Source organism: Stenotrophomonas sp. YJH_SMC_81, assembly GCF_059370875.1.
The window spans coordinates 169839-187770 of record NZ_JCAFUB010000007.1 but is presented as its reverse complement, the minus strand read 5'-3'; the positions used below and the strand labels follow the sequence as shown (position 1 = coordinate 187770).

Genomic DNA, 17932 nt, shown 5'->3' with positions numbered 1-17932 from the left:
GCCCTTCAACCCGTAGGCATCCTTACCCGTTTACGGATCACTTCACCTCGTGGGCGCCGGCGCGGCATCCACCCGCGTGCGGTACACCATGTACGGCGCCTGCCGCCGATCAACGCCGCCATTGAATCCGGCCTGCCGGTGCAGCTGGTTGGCGGTGAAGTACAGATAGCCGCCCGGCCCCATCGACAACGTATCCGGCCACAGGATGCGCGGGTCGTGCACCACGGTCGTCCAGCGTCCGTCCGCATCACGGGCATGGATGGCGTTGTGCTCGTAGTCGCTGGCATACAGCCGGCCGTTGGCGTCCATTTCCATGCCATCGGAGGCGCCCTTGTCGCAGAGGTCGACCACGGCTGCCGCCAGTGCCGCTTCACTCACCTTGGGGTCGCGCAGCAAGGCAGTGGGTACGCTGTACAGATGACGGCTGGACAACGGGGTGTAGAACAGCGTGCTGCCATCAGGCGACAACGCAATGCCATCGGCGGCTACGGTGAACGGCTGCGTCGAACCATCCGCATTGCGCAGCCGCATCTGCTGTCCTTCCACGATCGGCACGAAGGCCGGATCGGCCGAGGTGGACACATGCCCGACCAGGCGCTTGGATGCAGCCCCCGTGGCGAGATCGATCACGATGATGCCGCCGATACCGCTCAGCGACGAGTCGGTCACGTAGGCCACGCCCTCGCGGCCAACACGGAAATCGAAGCGCACATCGTTGACATAGGTGCGCGCGTCGATGACGTTGGCCGGGAACACCAGCGTCTTGGCCACGGTGTTGGTGGCAAGGTCGATCGCCACCAGTTTGGCACCGCCGGCCTGCGGTGCGGAGAATCCGGGCGCTGCAGTGTCCAACACCCAAAGCCGGCCTTGGCCATCGGCCACCACGCTCTGCACGCTGATGAAGTGTGCAGCCGGGTCGGCTCCGTCCGCGCTGTTGATGCGCGCATCCGGATAGGGAACGGCGCGGCCGTCGCGCCATTCGGCCACGCTGTAGCTCACGTCATCGCCCCAGCGCGGGAAGTTGACGAAGATGCGCCCGGTTTCTGATACCGCCACGCTGGTGGGCATGGCACCTTCGAAACGCGCCACCGGTTCGAGGGTGCCGATGCTGCGCTCGCTGGGCAGCATGGGCGCGCCGGACATCGCCAGCGCGGGGGAACTGGCCAGGGCCAGGACGGCAGCCGCCAGGCTGCGGATACGGCAGTTGATCATGGTGCTCTCGATGCGGGTCCGGGTGCAGCCCCGGTGTCGATGCATCTTCAGCGGCGCGCCGCGCATGGGGTAGACGGTGCAGCGCGGAATCAGCTTCACTGCTGGAGTGAAGATTCGAGATGATTGGTCCTGTTGATCAAGGCAATCAGTGAGGCCTATCAGCTGGCTCTGTTTTCGGCACCATCAACATCTCCGCCAACCCGCGGTAGATCGGCACGCGGCACACCAGCCCGGACACGCCGCGCGCGATCAGCACCGTGGCCAGGATCGGCAGCAGCAGATCACCGCTGTCGGTCAGCTCCAGCGAGATCACCGCCGAGGTCAGCGGGGCCTGGGTGACGCCGGTCAGGTAGGCGCACATGCCCAGCAGCACGAACGCGCGCGGGTCCACGCCCGGCATCAGTACGGCCAGGTTGTGGCCAAGGCCGGCACCGACCGCCAGCGCCGGCGAGAACAGGCCGCCGGGAATACCGGCTACGTACGATGCGAGGTTCGCCAGCAGCTTCATCAGACCGAACTCGTGGCCCACCATCGCCTGCCCCTGCACCAGGCTGCGCGCCTGTTCGTAGCCGGTGCCGAATGCGCCTTCTCCGAACGCCAGGGCCAGCAGCACCACCACCAGCCCGCAGCCTGCGGCCAGCAACACGGGATGCCGCTGCCGTAGTTGCCCGAGCCAACGGGGGCGCCCCGCCGCACTGGCCAGCACCGCGCGCGCGAACAATCCGCCCAGCAACCCGGCCACTACGCCGCACAGCAGGATCGCCAGCCAGCCCTGGCCGAGCGGCAGGCGCGCGCTCACATGGCCGAAATAGGTGTAGTTGCCCAGCAGGCCCAGCGACACCACGCCACCGACGATCACTGCGGTCAACAGGGTGCCGGAGAAGCGATGTTCGAAACGGCCACTGAGCTCCTCGATGGCGAACACGATGCCCGCCAGCGGCGTGTTGAATGCCGCGGCGATGCCCGCTGCACCACCCGCCAGCAGGAAGTGCGAGAGTTCGCGTGGATCCTTGAAGCCGAACCAGCGGCCGAACAGATACATCAGGCTCGCGCCCACATGCACCGTGGGACCTTCGCGCCCAACCGACGCGCCGCCGAGCAGCGACAGCGAGGTCAGCAACAGCTTGCCGGCCGAAACCGCTGGGGAAAGGTTGGTTTTCCGGAACGGCTCATCGGGCTTGTCCAACGCAGCGATGACCTGCGGAATGCCGCTGCCCCGCGTGGGCTTCAGCACGCCACTGGTCAGCCAGGCCAGCAACGCGAAGATGCCGGGCGTGAGCAGCAGGGCCCACCACGGCGAGCGCGCGGTGATGCGCTGGAACAGATGGAAGGCCGCGTCGCTGGCCTTGGCGAACAGGATGGCCACCAGCGCTACGGCCACAGCCCCGCCCCAGAGCGCGGCACGGCGGCGCCAGGCCTCACTGAGAACCAGCGCGGTGATGCGGCCGCGGAGGCGATGGAGATCGGTCATGCGGGCAGTTTGGACGCTGCGGAGGAAGGCGGACAGCGGCTACTGTGGCTGAAGGCCTTGCAGGATGCGGTGAAATGCCCCGACGTACATCGCTGGACGCGCAGGCGCTCCCGCCACCGGCGCTTTTGCACCCCGCACTTCCAGTACGCCGCGCGCGACCCGTTCGCGCACACGCTGGGCGTAGAAGACATCAGCAATGCCGGGGTGGCGCTGCGGGTCCAGCGACATCGCCATCCCCTCGATGCAGGCGATGTTTCGGAACTGTCCATCGCAGTGGGAACGCAGTTGCGCATCGATCCGGGCGATTGCCTTCGTCGGTCAGCGCGGCGGTGCTTTGCCGCTACTGGTCGGTGAGAGGGACATCGCTGTCAGAGCCTTCGTCCGTATCACGCAGGCAACCGTTTATCGCCAACAAGCGAACCAAGACATAGTGACCGAATGCTTCAAGCTCCTCCTTCGGCAGCATCGCCGGATCGAGCTCCCCCGCCGGGTAGTCCTTGAAGGTCACGAAGGTGTGATTCTTCCACTGCCCCGGCGCATCGGCCTGACGCAGATCATCCAGCACCACGCGCAGGCCGCCGTCAGGTAGTTCGGCCAGGCTGCACAGCACCGCGTCGCGGCGGATCGAATAGGACTGGTAGCTGTTCATGGCATGTGTTCGCGCGTCCGTATGCAGCAATGAACTTACACCGTAACGCCCGTTCATGGCGGCCGTTCAATGTAAACCTTTACCTATAAAATTAAGTTGACAGCGCTCACCAGCCCACCCACACTGCCGCCCTCGCTCCACTCGTACCCAAGGTCCGCCATGGCTGCTGCCATCCGCCACGACTGGCAACACGACGAACTGCAGGCGCTGTTCGATCTGCCGTTCCCCGAGCTGCTGTTCCGCGCCGCTGCGGTCCACCGTGAGCACTTCGACCCGGCCCAGGTACAGGTCTCCACGCTGCTGTCGGTAAAGACCGGCGGCTGCCCTGAAGACTGCGCGTACTGCCCGCAGGCACAGCGCTACACCACCGGGGTGGACGCGCAGAAGCTGATGGACACCGACGCGGTGCTGGCCAAGGCGCGCCAGGCCAAGGCCGCCGGTGCGTCGCGCTTCTGCATGGGCGCGGCGTGGCGTTCGCCGAAGGACCGCGACATTCCGAAGGTGGCGGCGATGATCGCCGGGGTGAAGGCGCTGGGCCTGGAAACCTGCGCCACGCTGGGCATGCTCAGCGGCGAGCAGGCACGTGCGCTGAAGGACGCCGGCCTGGACTACTACAACCACAACCTCGACACCGCGCCGGACTACTACGATTCGATCATCCACACGCGCCAGTACCAGGACCGCCTGGACACGCTGGAGCACGTGCGCGAGGCCGGCCTGAAGACCTGCTGCGGCGGCATTGTCGGCATGGGCGAGACGCGCGCGCAGCGCGTCGGCCTGCTGCTGGCGCTGGCCACGCTGCCGGCGCATCCCGATTCGGTGCCGATCAACAGGCTGGTGCAGGTGGCGGGTACCCCGCTGCATGGCAGTGCCGAGCTGGACCCGTTCGAGTTCGTGCGCATGATCGCGGTGGCACGCATCGCCATGCCGCGTTCGATGGTGCGGCTGTCGGCCGGGCGCGAAGCCATGAGTGACGAACTGCAGGCGCTGTGCTTCGTGGCCGGTGCCAACTCGATCTTCTACGGCGACAAGCTGCTGACCACCGGTAACCCGGAGAGCGAGCGCGACCTGGCCCTGTTCGCGCGGTTGGGCCTGCAACCGATGGCGATGCAGGTGGACGCCGAGGGCCACGACCACGGTGGCACCGTGCACGCCGATATCAGCGCCGAAGCGCCCGGCTGTGGCTGTGCTCACGCGGCCTGAGACAGGCCGCAAGCAGGCGTCGCGGCAACGCGCTACCCTAGCCGCCCCGTCGCCGCATTCAGCCGCCATGGCCCGCCCCGACCTGACCGCCCGCCTCCACGCCCAGCGCGCCCTGCGCGATGCCCAGGGCCGTCGCCGCACGCGGCGCACGGTCAACCGCCGTGATGGCGTGCGCCTGGAAGTGGACGGCCAGTGGCTGACCGGCTTCTGCAGCAATGATTATCTGGGCCTGGCCCAGCAGTTCAGCGTGGTCAACGCGCTGCAGGATGCCGCCGCACGCGAAGGCACCGGCGCGGGTGCATCGCACCTGGTCTGCGGCCACCACGCCCTGCATGACGCGCTGGAGCGCGAAGTGGCGGAGTGGCTGGGCTACCCGCGCGCGCTGCTGTTTAGTAGTGGCTTCGCCGCCAACCTGGCCGTGCAGCAGGCACTGCTGAGCGAAGAGAACGACGTCTGCGTGCAGGACAAGCTCAACCACGCCAGCCTGCTCGATGCGACGCGCCTGGCCGGTGCGCGCCTGCGCCGTTATCCGCACCTTGATGCCGAAGGCGCGATGCGCCAGCTCAAGCACGCGCCCGACGGCGCGGCGATGCTGGCCACCGATGGTGTCTTCAGCATGGATGGCGACATCGCACCGCTGCGTGCATTGTCGCTTGTGGCACGCCTGCAGCAGGCGCTGTTCTATGTGGACGATGCGCACGGCGTAGGCGTGGTCGGTGACGGCCGTGGTGCCGTGGCCGCCGCCGGGCTGGGCGTGGACGATGTGCCGCTGCAGCTGGTCACGCTGGGCAAGGCACTGGGCGGTTCCGGCGCGCTGGTGCTGGGCCGCGACGATCTGGTCGAGCACCTGGCCGAAACCGCACGCCCCTACATCTACACCACGGCGATGCCGCCACCGCTGGCCGCCGCTGCACTGGAAGCGGTGCGCCTGGCACGCCGTGACAACTGGCGCCGCTCGAAACTGACCGACCTGATCGCGCTGTTCCGCAGCGAGGCACGCCGCCATGGCCTGGACCTGATGGCTTCGGAAACGCCGATCCAGCCGCTGCTGTGTGGTGACGATCACCGCGCTGTGGCGATGTCCAAGGCACTGGAACAGGCCGGTTGGCTGGTCGGCGCGATCCGTCCGCCCACGGTGCCCGAAGGCAAGGCGCGCCTGCGTGTCACCCTGTCCGCCCTGCACACGCCGGAACAGGTGCGTGGCCTGGTGGACGCGATCGCCAGCGCGCGCGATCGCGTGGATCTGGCGGTGCGTGACGCCGCGCCACCGCCGTTGCCTGTCTTTGCCTGAGCCTGCTGTCGTTTTCCCATGCATATCGACGTCACCGGCCAGGGGCCGGACCTGGTACTGATTCATGGCTGGGCCCTGCAGGGCGGTGTGTTCGCACCGTTGGTGCAGCGCCTGGCCGAGCGGTTCACCCTGCATCTGGTTGATCTGCCGGGCCATGGCCACAGCCGCGAAGACACCACACCGTTGCGCCTGCCATTCGTGGTCAACGCCATTGCCGCGGCCACGCCGCCGGCGGTGTGGTGCGGCTGGTCACTGGGCGGGCTGTTCGCACTGCACGCCGCCGCGACGCTGCCGAAGGTGCGCGGGCTGGCGATGATCGCGGCCACGCCGCGCTTCGTGCGTGGCGACGACTGGCCGCATGCGGTGGAGCCGGCGGTGTTCGAGCAGTTCGGGCGCGCGCTGGCGACCGATTTCGGTGGCACCCTGGAGCGTTTCCTGGCGCTGGACGTGATGGGCTCGGCGCACGCCCGCGAGGAGCTGCGCACGCTGCGTCAGCGCCTGGTCGAGCGCGGCGCGCCCACCGAACGCGCTCTGCTGGAAGGCCTGCGCCTGCTGGAAAGCACCGACCTGCGCGGCGCACTGCCGACGCTGGCCAGGCCCAGCCTGTGGATCGCCGGCCAGCGCGACCGGCTGGTGTCTCCGGCGGCGATGCAGGCCGCTGCGGCATTGGCCCCGGGTGCGCAGGCGCTGACCATCGCCCATGGCGGCCACGCGCCCTTCCTCGGCCATGCCGACGAGGTGGCCAGCGCCCTGCAACACTTCGTTGCCGGCCTGTCACCGGCCGATGGCGGACAATGAGCGCCTTCCTCATTCCACGGGATTGACGCATGGATCTGGGTATCAACGGCCGCTGGGCACTGGTCTGCGGCGCAAGCAAGGGCTTGGGCCTGGGCTGCGCGCGTGCGCTGGTGCGCGAGGGCGTCAACGTGGTGATCGTGGCCCGTGGCGAGGAGGCACTGCAGGTTGCCGCCGCGGAGCTGAGCGCCCTGCCCGGTGCCGCTGAGGTGCGCGCGGTCGCCGCCGACGTCACCACCGACGCCGGTCGTGCCGCGGCGCTGGCCGCGTGCCCGCAGGTGGACATCCTGGTCACCAATGCCGGTGGCCCGCCGCCAGGCGACTTCCGCACTTTCGAGCGCGACGACTGGATTGCCGCGCTGGACGCCAACATGCTGGCGCCGATCGCGCTGATCCGCGCCACCGTGGACGCAATGATCGCGCGTGGCTTCGGCCGCATCGTCAACATCACCTCGTCGGCGGTGAAAGCCCCGATCGACATCCTGGCGCTGTCCAATGGCGCGCGCAGCGGCCTGACCGGGTTCGTCGCCGGCCTGTCGCGCCGCACCGTGGCGCACAACGTCACGATCAACAACCTGCTGCCCGGCCAGTTCGACACCGACCGCCTGCGCGCCAACTTCGCCCACACTGCGGGCAAGGACGGCGATGCCGGCGAAGTGGCCGAACGCCGCCGCCAGCAGATTCCCGCCGGCCGCTTCGGCACGGCGGACGAGTTCGGCGCCGCCTGCGCCTTCCTGTGCAGCGCACACGCCGGTTACCTCACCGGGCAGAACCTGCTGATCGACGGCGGCGCCTACCCCGGTACGTTCTAAGAGACTTTCGCAATGCCGTCCCACTTCGATGCCCGCCATGTCCGCCGCGCGTTCGCCCGCGCCGCCGCCAGCTACGACGCCGCCGCCGCCCTGCAGCGCGAGGTGCAGGCGCGGCTGGTGGAATCGCTGGACTACCTGGAAGCACGCAAGCCCGAGGTGGTGCTGGACATTGGCGCCGGAACCGGCCACGCCAGTGCGCTGATGAAGAAGCGCTGGCCGAAGGCGCAGGTGATCGCGCTGGACGTGGCACTGCCGATGCTGGACCAGGCCAAGCGGCAGGCCGGTTGGTGGAAGCCGTTCCAGCGCCTGTGCGGCGACGCCGCCGCGCTGCCGCTGGCCGACAACAGCGTGGACGTGATCTTCAGCAACCTGTGCCTGCAGTGGGTGGACGATCTGCCGGCGGTGTTCGCTGGCTTCCGTCGCGTGCTCAAGCCCGGTGGCCTGCTGCTGTGTTCCACCTTCGGCCCGGAAACCCTGATCGAACTCAACGAGGCCTTCGCCGCCGCCGATGACCGCCCGCACGTGAGCCGCTTCGCGCAGATCGCCCAGTTCGGCGATGCGTTGATGATGGCGGGCTTCCGCGACCCGGTGCTGGACCGCGATCTGTTCACCCTGACCTACGACGACCTGCCCTCGTTGATGCGCGAGCTGCGCGCGATGGGCGCGACCAATGCGCGGGTGGATCGCCGCCACACGCTGACCGGGCGTGGCCGTTTCGCTGCGGCGGCAGCAGCGTATGAACCGATGCGCCGCGCCGACGGCAAGCTGCCCAGCAGCTGGGAAGTGATCTATGCCCATGCCTGGGCACCGGACCCGGGCGCACCGATCCGCGAAGGCGGGCATGACGTGGCCTCAGTGCCGGTTTCGGCGATTCCGATCCGGCGCAAGCAGACCTGATCGCCTGGTAGTGCCGGCCGCTGGCCGGCAACCTCACGTTTCCATGATGGGCATCTGCCGGCCAGCGGCCGGCACTACCGAATGGTAGCCGCCCAAATCAGGCTCCCGCCTCAGGTATTGGCCGGCGAACTCAGCGGCGGCCGCACCAGGTCGCGGTGGAAGAAGTAGATTTCCTGCACCAGGAAGCGCCAGCTGGTGTGGAAGCTGCGGAAGCGCGTGCTGGGCGTGGACGAGGCCAGTGCATCGATGCCCAGCGCCTTGCTCAGGCGCAGCGCGCGCGCCATGTGCAGCGGGTCGCTGACGATGATCACGCGGTGCAGGTTGCGCTGGTCCATCAGCCGCTTGGCTTCCACCAGGTTCTGCACGGTGTTGCGCGAGGCAGTCTCGATCAGGATCGCATCGTCCGGCACGCCGTGCTTGAGCGCATAGCGCCGCGCCACCTGTGACTCGGAAAAGCGCGCGCCGGTACCACCATAGCCGCCGGTGAAGATCAGCAGTGGCGCGAACCGGGCCTCATAGAGATCCAGCCCATGACGGATGCGTTCTTCGAATACCGGCGACGGCTTGGCGTCATAGGCCGCCGCACCGAGCACGATGATGGCGTCGGCCTTGGCCGCCTGGTCACGCTCGCCGACCCAGACGATCCAGGCAGTCACGCCCAGCAGCCAGATCACCAGCAGGACAAACAACCGCCACAGCCAGCCCAGCAGGCCAGTGCGATGCCGGTGCCGGTCGCGGCTCACGGCGCGCCCCAGCGCAGTGCGGGAAGGTCGACGTTGCCGCCGGACAGCACCAGGCCCACGCGCAGGCCGGCAAAACGCTGCGGCTGCGCCAGCACCGCGGCGAGCACGGTCGCCGATGACGGCTCGACCACCTGCTTGAGGACCTCCCACAGCAAGCGCATCGCCGCCACCGTCGCCGCGTCATCGACCACGATCACCTCGGCGTTGGCCGCGCGCAGCAGCTCGAAGTTGGGCGCGCCGATCAGGGTGCGCAGACCGTCGCAGATCGTGTCCGGGGTGAACGGCCCCTGGCGCTCGCCAGCGGCCAACGAGCGCGCGGTGTCGTCCGCGCCGGCCGGCTCGGCCAGCACCAGCCGGGTCTGCGGGCTGGCGAGCTGCAGGGCCCGGGCGGTACCGCTGGCCAGGCCACCGCCGCCCACCGGTACCACCAGCACGTCGAACGGGCCGTCGCTATGCAGCAGCTCCAGTGCTGCGGTGCCCTGCCCGGCCATCACCGCCGGGTCCGCATAAGGATGGACCAGGGTCGCGCCGGTATCAGCCTGTACTTTGGCGCAACTGGCCTCGCGGTCAGCGACGGTCGGCGGGCAGCGCCAGAGCGTGGCGCCATGGCGGGCGATGTTGGCCAGCTTGGCCGCCACTGCACCTTCGGGCACCACCACGTGGCAGGGAATGCCACGGGTGCGCGCGGCCAGGGCCAGGGCGGCGCCGTGGTTGCCGGAGGAATGGGTGACCACGCCGGCGCCGGCGCGATCGGCATCCAGCGACCACACCGCATTGCAGGCGCCGCGGAACTTGAATGCGCCACCGCGCTGCAGATGCTCGGCCTTGAACGCCAGCTGCGCGCCGGCCAGCGCATCCAGCGTGCGCGAGCGCAGCACCGGGGTCACGCTGGCGTGCGGCGCGATCCGCGCAGCGGCAGCCAGGACATCATCGGCACGGGGCAACAGTGAATCGCTCATGACGCAAGATTAACGTATGGCTCCCTGCTGGCGACCCCGGCACAGGTCATGCCAGCATGGCAGCCTTCACCTCCATTCATCCTGGACAGTGAAGTTAAGGGCCGATTCAACGCCTGCGCATGAAGCTCACTGTACAACCCGTCCTCTGGGGGGACCCACGATGAAAACGCGCCTGATGCTTGCCGGTGGCCTGATGCTGGCCCTGACCGGCTGCACCACCTACGACTATGTCGGCGGTGGCCGCAGCGGCAGCTACTACCACGGTGCGCCGTCGGTGGAGTACCGCTACCCCGCCGGCTATCCCTACAACTACGGCTACCCGTACTACGGCGGCTATGGCGGCTACTACGGCGGCTATGGCAATCCGTACTACTCGCGCCCGATCTACCGCCCGCCGCACAACCACCGCCCGCCACCGCGCCCACCCGGCAACGGCGGCGAGAACCGCCCACCGCCGCCGTCGCGGCCGTCGTACAACGGCGGTTCGCCGTGGCGGAACATGGACTCGATGCGCCGCCCGCCGCAATCGAACAGCCAGCCCTCTGCGCCCCCGCCGCCGGCCCGTCCGGCTCCGGCGCCGAGTGCGCCAAGAATGAACGGTTCCCCCTGGCGCAACATGGATCGTGGGACGCAGCGCACAGTTGAGCGCTGAACCGTATTGCATTTCACACGGTCCAAGCCGCACTCTACGGGGCCAGTGACGGCCCGCGTCACAAAGTGACAAAAACGACACGGGCCGCCGCAAAAAGCTCTACGTCGATATCCGACAGGAACATCTGGATCCCCCCTGTTCCGGCCCTGTCGGATGTCGGCACCTCTGAAGGCAGACGGCCCCGCAGTGCGGGGCCGTTTGTTTTTGGGGCACGTTGTTCTGGTGCCGCCGCCACGGCATCCACGCATGCGTGGATCTACCCAAGGCCCGTCATCAGTAGATCCACGCCATGCGTGGATGGAGCTCTCCCGATAGCCTCCAGAAAAAAACAGGGCCGCGCAGTCCCCCGACTGCCGGCCCCCTGCTCCCCCACCGTGCGCCTGTACCGGCCCCTGTTCCAATTCCGGTCACGGGCGCCTGCGGCGCCAGCCACGGTGGGTGCTATTGGGTTATCTGCAAAAATCCTGCCAACTTTAGGGCTGATTTCGACGGGAGCCGGCTGGCGCCGACGTCCCAGCCCCGAATGGCGCTAAAATCGCCACCCCGGTGCCGCCCCGGCCGCGCCCGCCCCCAGCTGAACAGCCCCATGAACCCGTCCTTCCATCGTTACGACGTCATCGTCATCGGCGGTGGCCACGCCGGCACCGAAGCCGCGCTGGCCGCGGCCCGTACCGGCGTGCGCACCCTGCTGCTGACCCACAACATCGAAACAGTGGGCGCGATGAGCTGCAACCCGGCCATCGGCGGCATCGGCAAGGGCCATCTGGTCAAGGAAATCGACGCCCTGGGCGGTGCGATGGCGCATGCCGCCGACCGCGCCGGCATCCAGTGGCGCACGCTCAACGCCTCCAAGGGCCCAGCCGTGCGCGCCACCCGCTGCCAGGCCGACCGCAACCTGTATCGCATGGCGATCCGCGCCATCGTCGAAGGCCAGGCCAACCTGACCGTGTTCCAGGCCGCCGTCGATGACCTGGTCATTGAAGGCGACGCCGTGCGCGGGGTCATTACCCAGACCGGCCTGCGCTTCGACGCCGGGGCCGTGGTGCTGACCGCCGGCACCTTCCTGGCCGGCAAGATCCATGTCGGCCCGACCCAGTATGCCGCCGGCCGCATGGGCGACCCGCCGGCCACCACGCTGGCCGCGCGCCTGCGCGAGCGCCCGTTCCAGGTCGACCGCCTGAAGACCGGCACGCCGCCGCGCATCGATGGCCGCTCGCTGGACTACAGCGTGATGGACGAGCAGCCGGGCGATTCGCCGCGGCCGGTGATGTCCTTCCTCGGCTCGGTGGACGAGCATCCGCAGCAGGTCAGCTGCTGGATCACCCACACCACCGAGCAGACCCACCAGATCATCCGCGACGCGCTGCACCGCTCGCCGCTGTACAGCGGCCAGATCGAAGGCATCGGCCCGCGCTACTGCCCGTCCATCGAGGACAAGGTGGTGCGCTTCGCCGAAAAGGCCAGCCACCAGATCTTCGTCGAACCCGAAGGCCTGGGCATCGTCGAGATCTACCCCAACGGCATTTCCACCTCGCTGCCGTTCGACGTGCAGCTGGAGATGGTGCGCAGCATCCGTGGCTTCGAGAACGCGCACATCACCCGCCCGGGCTACGCCATCGAGTACGACTTCTTCGATCCGCGCGGGCTGAAGGCGTCGCTGGAGACCAAGCTGGTCAACGGCCTGTTCTTCGCTGGCCAGATCAACGGCACCACCGGCTATGAGGAGGCCGCCGCGCAGGGCCTGCTGGCCGGCCTCAACGCCGCACGCCAGGTGCGTGGGCTGGACGGTTGGTGCCCGCGCCGCGACGAGGCCTACCTGGGCGTGCTGGTGGATGACCTGATCACCCACGGCACCAACGAGCCGTACCGCATGTTCACCAGCCGCGCCGAGTACCGGCTGCAGCTGCGCGAGGACAATGCGGACCAGCGCCTGACCCCGACCGGCCGCGAGATGGGCCTGGTGGATGATCGTCGCTGGGGTGCGTTCGAGACCAAGCAGGCCGCTGTTGCTGCCGAGCGCGCACGCCTGGGCGCGCTGTGGGCAACCCCGGCCAATGCGCTGGGCCGGGAAGTGCAGGACACGCTGGGCGTGGCGGTCAGCCGCGAGACCAACGTGCTGGACCTGATCAAGCGCCCCGAGCTGGATTACGCGCAGCTGATGCAGGTGCCATCGCTGGGGCCGGCCGTGGCCGACGCCAAGGTGGCCGAGCAGGTGGAGATCGGCGTGAAGTACGCCGGCTACCTGGACCGCCAGCGCGAGGAGATCGAGCGCCAGCAGCGGCATGAGGCCACGCCGATCGCCGAGGCGTTCGACTATGCGACCGTGCGCGGGCTGTCGGCCGAAGCACTGCAGAAGCTGGAGCGGGTGCGCCCGCAGACCATCGGCCAGGCGCAGCGTATTCCGGGCATGACCCCGGCAGCGATCTCACTGCTGCTGGTGCACCTGGAGCGCGCGCGCCGCGGCCGCGTGGCGTAACGCGGGACCGTCCGCTTCTGGTGGGTGCCGGCCTCGGCCGGCACGAATCATCCGATAGCGATACTGCGTGCATGTGTGCCGACCAAGGTCGGCACCTACCAAGGCCTCCCGCTCCGGTAGATCCACGCCATGCGTGGACGAAGGCCTCCGTGCCGACCAAGGTCGGCACCCACCGGAGCGGAACACGCACCCGCCTTGGCAAACGCGCTACCGTGCGTCGGCACCGCCGCCCAGCACCTTGAACAACGTCAACCGGTTGCCCGCTTCCTGCTGCTGCAGCGCGATCAGGTCCTGCTGTGCGGCAAACAGGCTGCGCTGCGCATCCAATGCCTGCAGATAGCCGTCCAGCCCGGTGCGGTAACGCGCATCGGCCAGCGTGTAGCTGCGCTGGCTGGCGGCCACCAGCGCGCGCTGTGCGTCCATCTGCGTGGCCAGGTGATCGCGCGTGGCCAGCGCATCGGCTACTTCACTGAAGGCCTGCTGGATCGCTTTCTCGTACTGCGCAATGCCGATGTCCTTGCCGATCTTCGAGGCATCCAGCGAGGCCTTCAGCGCACCGGCGTGGAAGATCGGCGCGGTGATGCTGGGCGCGAACGACCAGCCACGGGTGCCGGCCGAGAACAGCGTCGACAACGCGGTGGAGCTGTGGCCGTAGTTGGCGGTCAAGGTCAACGTCGGGAAGAATGCGGCGCGCGCGGCACCGATATCGGCATTGGCCGCCTGTAGTGCGTGTTCGGCGGACAACACGTCCGGGCGCTGCAGCAGCACGCTGGACGGCAGGTTGGCCGGCAGCGGCGCCAGTGCCACGCTGCCATCCAGCGCCTGCGCGGTTGGCAGCAGGGCCGCATCCAGCGGCGCCCCCACCAGCAACTGCAATGCATCGCGATCCTGCGCCTGCTGCCTCTGCATCTTGGCCAGCGCACCGCGCGCGGCTTCGACGCTGGTCTGTACCTGCGACAGGTCCAGGCCCGAGGCCAGGCCCTGGGCGTGGCGGGCCTCGGTGCGCTGCAGGGTCTGCTGCTGGCTGTCCAGGGTCTGCCGGGTGAACGCCAGTGACTGCTCGTCCGCTGCCAGCGCCAGCCACGCCGTGGCCACTTCGGCCACCAGGCTGGTGCGCGCGGCGCGCTGGTTCTCGGCGCTGGCCAGCCAGTTCTGCAGGGCCTCGTTCTTCAGGCTGCGGATGCGTCCGAACAGATCCAGTTCCCAACTGCTGATACCCACCTGTACGGCATCGGATTCAGTCACCTGGGTGGCACCGGTCTCGCTGTTGGCATCACTCACCCGCAAGCGGGTGACACTGCCGCTGGCATCCACCGACGGCAGCAGCGCCGCGCGCTGGATGCGGTACTGCGCCCGCTCCTTCTCCACCTGCAGCACGGCCACGCGCAGGTCGCGGTTGTTCTGCAGCGCCAGCGCGATCACCTGCTGCAGGCGTGGCTCAAGGAAGACTTCGCGCCAGGCTGGCACCGCAAGTGCTGGCTCGGCCTCGCCCGTGGCGACATTGCCGAATTGTGCCGGCACCGGTGCCTCGGGCCGCTGGTAATGCGGCGCCATGCTCACGCAACCACCCAGCACCGTGGTGATCATTGCGGCCGCCAGGGCGCGCAGCAGCATCGGCTTCATGGGCTTGCCTCCGGGGCAGCGGCGTGGGCCGGCGCGCGGCCCGGGAACAGGCGGCGCACGAGCAGGTAGAACAACGGCACGAAGAACATGCCCAGCACCATCGAGGCGACCGTGCCGCCGGCCACGCCGGTACCCAGCGAGCGGCGCGCGGCCGAGCCGGCGCCGGTGGCGAACACCAGCGGCAGCACGCCCATCAGGAACGCCAGCGAGGTCATCACGATCGGCCGCAGGCGCAGATAGACGGCCTGCAGGATCGCCTCGCGGGTGCTCCTGCCCTGCTGTTCAAGGATGCGCGCGAACTCGACGATCAGGATGCCGTTCTTGGCCGCCAGGCCAATCGTGGTCAGCAGGCCGACCTGGAAGTACACGTCGTTGTTGAGGCCACGCAGATTCATCATGAGCACCGCACCAAACACGCCCACCGGCACCGCCAGCATCACCGCGAGCGGCACCGCCCAGCTTTCATACAGCGCGGCCAGGCACAGGAACACGAACAGCAGCGAGATGGCGTACAGCATTGGCGCCTGATTGCCCGACAGCTGTTCCTGGTAGGCCATGTCCGACCAGGCATGGCTGAAGCCTTCCGGCAGTTTGTCGGCCAGGCGCGCGATCTCGGCCATCGCCTCGCCGGAACTGACGCCGGGCGCGGGCTGGCCGGTGATCTCCATCGCCGAGATGCCGTTGTAGCGTTGCAGCGCGGCCGGCGCGCTGGACCAGTGCGCGCTGACCAGCGACGACAGCGGCACCATCTGCCCTGCCTGGTTGCGCACGCTCCAGCGCTCGATGTCCTGCGGCTGCATGCGCGCTTCGGCCGTGCCCTGGATGAACACCTTCTTGATGCGGCCCTTGTAGATGAAGTTGTTGACGAAGTCGCCACCCAAGGCCGCATTCAAGGTGTCATTGATGTCCTGCGGATTCACGCCCATCGCCTGCGCCTTGGCGTCGTCCACCTTCACTGCATACACCGGCGCGTCTTCCAGGCTGGCGTAGCGCACGTTGACCAGCTTCGGATCCCTGGCGGCCTCCTTCAACAGCGTGTTGCGCGCGGCCACGGCGGCGGCATGGCCGGCGCCGCCTTCGTCCTGCAGTTCCAGGGTGAAGCCGCCCGCGTCACCCAGGCCAAGGATGGCCGGTGGCGAGGTGATGAACACCTGCGCATCGGGCACGCTGGCCGTGGCCGCGGTCAACCGCGCGGCAATGGTGTCGGCGTCATCCTTGCGGTCATCCCAGTCCTTCAGGCGGATGAAGGCCTGGCCGACGTTCTGGCCGCTGCCGGTGACACTGAAACCAGCGGTGGCCTGGATCGACAGGACGCCGTCGTCCTTCACCGCGGCGGCACTCAGGCGATCCATCACCGCGCGGGTCTGCTCCAGGGTGGCACCGGCCGGCAGCTTCACCAGCGCGTTGAGCATGCCCTGGTCCTCGTCGGGCAGGAACGCGCCGGGCAGGTGCCACAGCAGCAGGCCGGTGGCCACGCTCAGCGCCAGGTAGAACAGTACGCCCAGCGTGCGCCGGCCAAGGAAGCCATCCACCCGGCGACGCAGGCCGTTGGACGTGCGCTCGAAACGGTGGTTGAACCAGATGAAGAACTTGCCCAGCAGGCTCGGCTCGCCGCCGTGGTCGCCATGCGGATGGCCGCCCTTGGGAATCTGGTGCAGGATGCTGCCGCACAGCGCCGGGGTGATGGTCATCGCCACCAGCACCGACAGGACCATCGCGGCGGCAATCGTCACCGAGAACTGGCGATAGATCACGCCGGTGACACCGCTGAAGAACGCCATCGGCAGGAACACCGCGATCAGCACCAGCACGATGCCCACCAGCGCGCCGGTGATCTGGCCCATCGCCTTCAACGTGGCCGGCTTCGGCGCCAGCCCTTCGAAGGTCATCACCCGCTCCACGTTCTCCACCACCACGATGGCATCGTCCACCAGCAGGCCGATGGCCAATACCAGCGCGAACATGGTCAGCGTGTTGATCGAATAACCGAACGCGGCCAGCACGCCGAAGGTGCCCAGCAGCACCACCGGCACTGCGATGGTCGGGATCAGGGTGGCGCGCCAGTTCTGCAGGAACAGGTACATCACCAGCACCACCAGGATGACCGCCTCGATCAGGGTGATCACCACTTCCTTCAGCGAGATCGTCACGAACGGCGTGGTGGTGAACGCCACGTGGTAGGTGTAGCCGTGCGGCCAGTGCTTCTGCAACTGCTGCAGGCGGGTCTCGATGGCCTTGGACACGGCGATGGCATTGGCACCCGCATTGAGCTCGATGCCCAGCGACGCCGACGGCTTGCCGTTGAAGGTGCTGATGCTGTCGTAGCTCTCCGGGCCCAGGCCGATCGTCGCCACGTCACCCAGGTGCACCACGCTGCCGCTGGCATCGGCTTTCAGCACCACCCGCGCGAACTGTTCGGGCGTGTGCAGGCGGCTGCGCGCGGTGACCGTGGCGTCCAGCTGCTGGCCCTTCAGCGCCGGCTGGCCACCCAGCTCACCGGCCGAAACGTCGGTGTTCTGCGCCTGCAGTGCGGTCTCGATGTCCGATGGCATCAGTGCGTACTGGCGCATCTTCTCCGGGTCCAGCCAGATGCGCATGGCGTATTCCTGGCCGATCGGCTGGATGTTGCCGACACCACTGACGCGGCTGATCTGGTCGTCGATGCGCGCTTCCATGAAGTTGGCGACATCGAAGTTGTCCATGCTGCCGTCCTCGCTGGTGAACGACAGCACCTCGAAGATCGAACCACTGGACTTGGTGATGGTCAGGCCGTTCTGCTGCACCGCCTGCGGCAGCGTCGCCATCGCCGCCTGCAGTTGGTTCTGCACCTGCACCTGCGCGGTGTCCGGATTGGTGCCGGTGGCAAACACCAGGTTGACCTGCGCCGAACCATCGGAGGCGCTGGTGGAGGTCATGTACATCAGGTGGTCCAGGCTCTGCTGGGACTGCTCGATGACCTGGGTCACCGCGTTTTCCACGGTCTGCGACGAGGCACCGGTGTAGGTGGCGCGGATGGTGATGGTGGGTGGGGCGATCTGCGGGTAGCGGTCCACCGGCAGGATCAGGATCGCGAGCAGGCCGAGCAGGCTGACCGCGATGGCGATCACCCAGGCGAAGATCGGCCGGTCGATGAAGAAACGAACCATGCG

General features: G+C 68.2%; 15 protein-coding genes. 8 read left to right on the top strand and 7 right to left on the bottom strand.

Going from position 1 to position 17932, the window contains the following annotated elements; all coding sequences use genetic code 11:
- Positions 1–42 precede the first annotated feature (42 nt).
- Both AC5P8U_RS15445 and AC5P8U_RS15440 read right to left on the bottom strand, forming a co-directional pair.
- Positions 43–1212 (bottom strand): L-dopachrome tautomerase-related protein, encoded by a 1170-nt coding sequence (locus AC5P8U_RS15445; protein WP_088497040.1) that lies wholly within the window; start codon positions 1210–1212, stop codon positions 43–45.
- 145 nt (positions 1213–1357) lie between these two features.
- Positions 1358–2683: a chloride channel protein gene (locus AC5P8U_RS15440; RefSeq protein WP_072167999.1), complete on the bottom strand. Its 1326-nt coding sequence runs from the start codon at positions 2681–2683 to the stop codon at positions 1358–1360.
- Here AC5P8U_RS15440 and AC5P8U_RS15435 point away from each other — a divergent pair.
- Positions 2669–3037 (top strand): hypothetical protein, encoded by a 369-nt coding sequence (locus AC5P8U_RS15435; protein ID WP_146260264.1) that lies wholly within the window; start codon positions 2669–2671, stop codon positions 3035–3037. The two genes, AC5P8U_RS15440 and AC5P8U_RS15435, sit on opposite strands and share 15 nt — an antisense overlap.
- Here the strand turns inward: AC5P8U_RS15435 and AC5P8U_RS15430 are convergent.
- Entirely contained in the window at positions 3024–3332 is a 309-nt protein-coding gene (locus tag AC5P8U_RS15430) for a hypothetical protein (RefSeq protein WP_495214208.1), read from the bottom strand. The two genes, AC5P8U_RS15435 and AC5P8U_RS15430, sit on opposite strands and share 14 nt — an antisense overlap.
- 159 nt (positions 3333–3491) lie before the next feature.
- Here AC5P8U_RS15430 and bioB point away from each other — a divergent pair, with 159 nt between their 5' ends.
- From bioB to bioC, 5 genes are all read left to right on the top strand, one after another.
- Positions 3492–4535 carry a biotin synthase BioB gene (bioB, locus tag AC5P8U_RS15425; protein WP_072168002.1) on the top strand — a complete coding sequence of 348 codons (1044 nt, stop codon included), beginning with the start codon at positions 3492–3494 and terminating at the stop codon, positions 4533–4535.
- A 67-nt stretch (positions 4536–4602) separates the two neighbouring features.
- A complete protein-coding gene (bioF, locus tag AC5P8U_RS15420) occupies positions 4603–5826 on the top strand; it encodes an 8-amino-7-oxononanoate synthase (RefSeq protein WP_438914877.1) in 1224 nt (407 codons plus the stop codon).
- 18 nt (positions 5827–5844) lie between these two features.
- A complete protein-coding gene (gene bioH / locus AC5P8U_RS15415; protein WP_072168004.1) occupies positions 5845–6624 on the top strand; it encodes a pimeloyl-ACP methyl ester esterase BioH in 780 nt (259 codons plus the stop codon).
- 29 nt (positions 6625–6653) lie between these two features.
- The gene (locus tag AC5P8U_RS15410; RefSeq protein ID WP_061479027.1) at positions 6654–7433 is read left to right on the top strand and encodes an SDR family oxidoreductase; all 780 of its coding nucleotides are present in this window, start codon (positions 6654–6656) and stop codon (positions 7431–7433) included.
- Between the two features lie 12 nt (positions 7434–7445).
- Positions 7446–8330 (top strand): malonyl-ACP O-methyltransferase BioC, encoded by an 885-nt coding sequence (bioC, locus tag AC5P8U_RS15405; RefSeq protein ID WP_088497030.1) that lies wholly within the window; start codon positions 7446–7448, stop codon positions 8328–8330.
- Positions 8331–8440: 110 nt separating this feature from the next.
- Here the strand turns inward: bioC and AC5P8U_RS15400 are convergent, their stop codons facing one another.
- Together AC5P8U_RS15400 and AC5P8U_RS15395 are read right to left on the bottom strand one after the other, a co-directional pair.
- Positions 8441–9085, bottom strand: a complete 645-nt coding sequence (locus AC5P8U_RS15400; RefSeq protein WP_072168071.1) for a YdcF family protein — start codon at positions 9083–9085, stop codon at positions 8441–8443.
- Positions 9070–10032, bottom strand: a complete 963-nt coding sequence (locus tag AC5P8U_RS15395) for a pyridoxal-phosphate dependent enzyme (RefSeq protein ID WP_088497029.1) — start codon at positions 10030–10032, stop codon at positions 9070–9072. The genes AC5P8U_RS15400 and AC5P8U_RS15395 overlap by 16 nt, the downstream gene beginning before the upstream one ends.
- A gap of 160 nt (positions 10033–10192) precedes the next feature.
- Here AC5P8U_RS15395 and AC5P8U_RS15390 point away from each other — a divergent pair, with 160 nt between their 5' ends.
- Both AC5P8U_RS15390 and mnmG read left to right on the top strand, forming a co-directional pair.
- Positions 10193–10684 carry a hypothetical protein gene (locus AC5P8U_RS15390; RefSeq protein ID WP_072168008.1) on the top strand — a complete coding sequence of 164 codons (492 nt, stop codon included), beginning with the start codon at positions 10193–10195 and terminating at the stop codon, positions 10682–10684.
- A gap of 586 nt (positions 10685–11270) precedes the next feature.
- Positions 11271–13160 (top strand): tRNA uridine-5-carboxymethylaminomethyl(34) synthesis enzyme MnmG, encoded by a 1890-nt coding sequence (gene mnmG / locus AC5P8U_RS15385; protein ID WP_049439460.1) that lies wholly within the window; start codon positions 11271–11273, stop codon positions 13158–13160.
- Between the two features lie 207 nt (positions 13161–13367).
- On the opposite strand, the gene smeC is transcribed toward mnmG, so the two are convergent.
- Positions 13368–14783 (bottom strand): multidrug efflux transporter outer membrane subunit SmeC, encoded by a 1416-nt coding sequence (smeC, locus tag AC5P8U_RS15380; RefSeq protein WP_447896899.1) that lies wholly within the window; start codon positions 14781–14783, stop codon positions 13368–13370.
- Entirely contained in the window at positions 14780–17929 is a 3150-nt protein-coding gene (gene smeB, locus AC5P8U_RS15375; RefSeq protein ID WP_447896900.1) for a multidrug efflux RND transporter permease subunit SmeB, read from the bottom strand. Before smeB ends, smeC begins: the two co-directional genes overlap by 4 nt.
- Positions 17930–17932: the final 3 nt, after the last annotated feature.

What these genes read in the sequence shown, in the direction of transcription:
- AC5P8U_RS15445 (WP_088497040.1), bottom strand. Translation starts at nt 1,212, where the DNA reads ATGATCAACTGCCGTATCCGCAGCCTGGCGGCTGCCGTCCTGGCCCTG.
- AC5P8U_RS15435 (WP_146260264.1), top strand. Translation starts at nt 2,669, where the DNA reads ATGGAGATCGGTCATGCGGGCAGTTTGGACGCTGCGGAGGAAGGCGGA.
- AC5P8U_RS15440 (WP_072167999.1), bottom strand. Translation starts at nt 2,683, where the DNA reads ATGACCGATCTCCATCGCCTCCGCGGCCGCATCACCGCGCTGGTTCTC.
- AC5P8U_RS15430 (WP_495214208.1), bottom strand. Translation starts at nt 3,332, where the DNA reads ATGAACAGCTACCAGTCCTATTCGATCCGCCGCGACGCGGTGCTGTGC.
- bioB (WP_072168002.1), top strand. Translation starts at nt 3,492, where the DNA reads ATGGCTGCTGCCATCCGCCACGACTGGCAACACGACGAACTGCAGGCG.
- bioF (WP_438914877.1), top strand. Translation starts at nt 4,603, where the DNA reads ATGGCCCGCCCCGACCTGACCGCCCGCCTCCACGCCCAGCGCGCCCTG.
- bioH (WP_072168004.1), top strand. Translation starts at nt 5,845, where the DNA reads ATGCATATCGACGTCACCGGCCAGGGGCCGGACCTGGTACTGATTCAT.
- AC5P8U_RS15410 (WP_061479027.1), top strand. Translation starts at nt 6,654, where the DNA reads ATGGATCTGGGTATCAACGGCCGCTGGGCACTGGTCTGCGGCGCAAGC.
- bioC (WP_088497030.1), top strand. Translation starts at nt 7,446, where the DNA reads ATGCCGTCCCACTTCGATGCCCGCCATGTCCGCCGCGCGTTCGCCCGC.
- AC5P8U_RS15395 (WP_088497029.1), bottom strand. Translation starts at nt 10,032, where the DNA reads ATGAGCGATTCACTGTTGCCCCGTGCCGATGATGTCCTGGCTGCCGCT.
- AC5P8U_RS15390 (WP_072168008.1), top strand. Translation starts at nt 10,193, where the DNA reads ATGAAAACGCGCCTGATGCTTGCCGGTGGCCTGATGCTGGCCCTGACC.
- mnmG (WP_049439460.1), top strand. Translation starts at nt 11,271, where the DNA reads ATGAACCCGTCCTTCCATCGTTACGACGTCATCGTCATCGGCGGTGGC.
- smeC (WP_447896899.1), bottom strand. Translation starts at nt 14,783, where the DNA reads ATGAAGCCGATGCTGCTGCGCGCCCTGGCGGCCGCAATGATCACCACG.
- smeB (WP_447896900.1), bottom strand. Translation starts at nt 17,929, where the DNA reads ATGGTTCGTTTCTTCATCGACCGGCCGATCTTCGCCTGGGTGATCGCC.